Genomic DNA, 1,156 nt, shown 5'->3' on the forward strand with positions numbered 1-1,156 from the left:
CCATGCCCAGCACGGCGGTACCGTTGGTGATCACCGCCACCAGGTTGCCGCGCGAGGTGTACTCGGCCGCCATGGCCGGGTCCTTGGCGATCTCTTCACAGGCGTAGGCCACGCCCGGGGAGTAGGCCAGGGACAGGTCGCGCTGGTTGGACAGCGCCTTGGTCGCGTTTACCTGGATCTTGCCCTTGGTCGGGCTGCGGTGGTATTCCAGCGCGGCCAGGCGCAATTGCGCGTCAGGACTGTTGGGGGCGTGTTGCGGTGCATCACCGCCGGTCTTGCTGGTCATTATGCTCTTCCTGGAAGTGGCCCGGCCAGCGCCCGCCAGGGCCGCTCCGGTCGTAAGGGGCAGATCGGCGGCGCCGCGCGTCCCACGTCTTTCGGTAAACCAAAATAGATCGGCGCGAAATCCTCGGCCGGCAGATTAGCGAATCGCTCCTGCTCGATGCCTGTCGTCGGTGCCCGGAGCAGACCGGCACAGACCTCGGACATCGCAATGCTCTGTGGCGTGAGCCAGATTGGGGCACCCGTGCTAGACATCGCTCGGTCCACTCTTTGCGCCGCGCTCACTCGCTGCAATGAACGCCCGTACCTCCGGATAAACATTCTCACGCCACCGACGCCCGCTGAAGATGCCGTAATGACCCGCGCCCTCAACTTCGTAGTGCCGCTGGTGAACCTGGCTGATACCGGTACACAGTTCATGTGCGGCACGGGTCTGGCCGGAGCCTGAGATATCGTCCAACTCACCTTCGATGGTCAGCAGCGCGGTCGAATGGATGTCCTGCGGACGCACGCGCTCCAGCACGCCTTCAGGGTTCCTGACGTCCCAGGTGCCTTGCACGAGATGGAATTCCTGAAACACCGTGCGAATGGTGTCGAGGTAGTAGTTCGCATCCATGTCCAGCACGGCGTTGTACTCGTCATAGAACTTGCGGTGGGCCTCGGCGCTGGCGTCGTCCCCCTTGACCAGGTCCTTGAAGTAGTCGTAGTGGCTGTTCACGTGGCGGTCCGGATTCATCGCGACGAAGCCGGTGTGCTGCAGGAAGCCCGGGTAGACGCGGCGGCCGACGCCGGGGAAGCCCTGCGGCACGTGGTAGATCACGTTGTTCTCGAACCATGCCAAACTCTTGCTGATCGCCACGTTGTTGACCGCGGT

Annotated in this window: 2 pseudogenes; both read right to left on the bottom strand. The window is 63.4% G+C overall.

The features are described from left to right. Positions 1–286 (bottom strand): annotated as a pseudogene (locus P3W85_RS10135) (NADP-dependent malic enzyme); the annotation flags it as partial. Positions 287–529: 243 nt separating this feature from the next. Next, a pseudogene (locus P3W85_RS10140) lies at positions 530–1,156 on the bottom strand (polyhydroxyalkanoate depolymerase); the annotation flags it as partial.

This window comes from Cupriavidus basilensis (genome assembly GCF_029335485.1).
Taxonomy (GTDB): domain Bacteria; phylum Pseudomonadota; class Gammaproteobacteria; order Burkholderiales; family Burkholderiaceae; genus Cupriavidus; species Cupriavidus basilensis_E.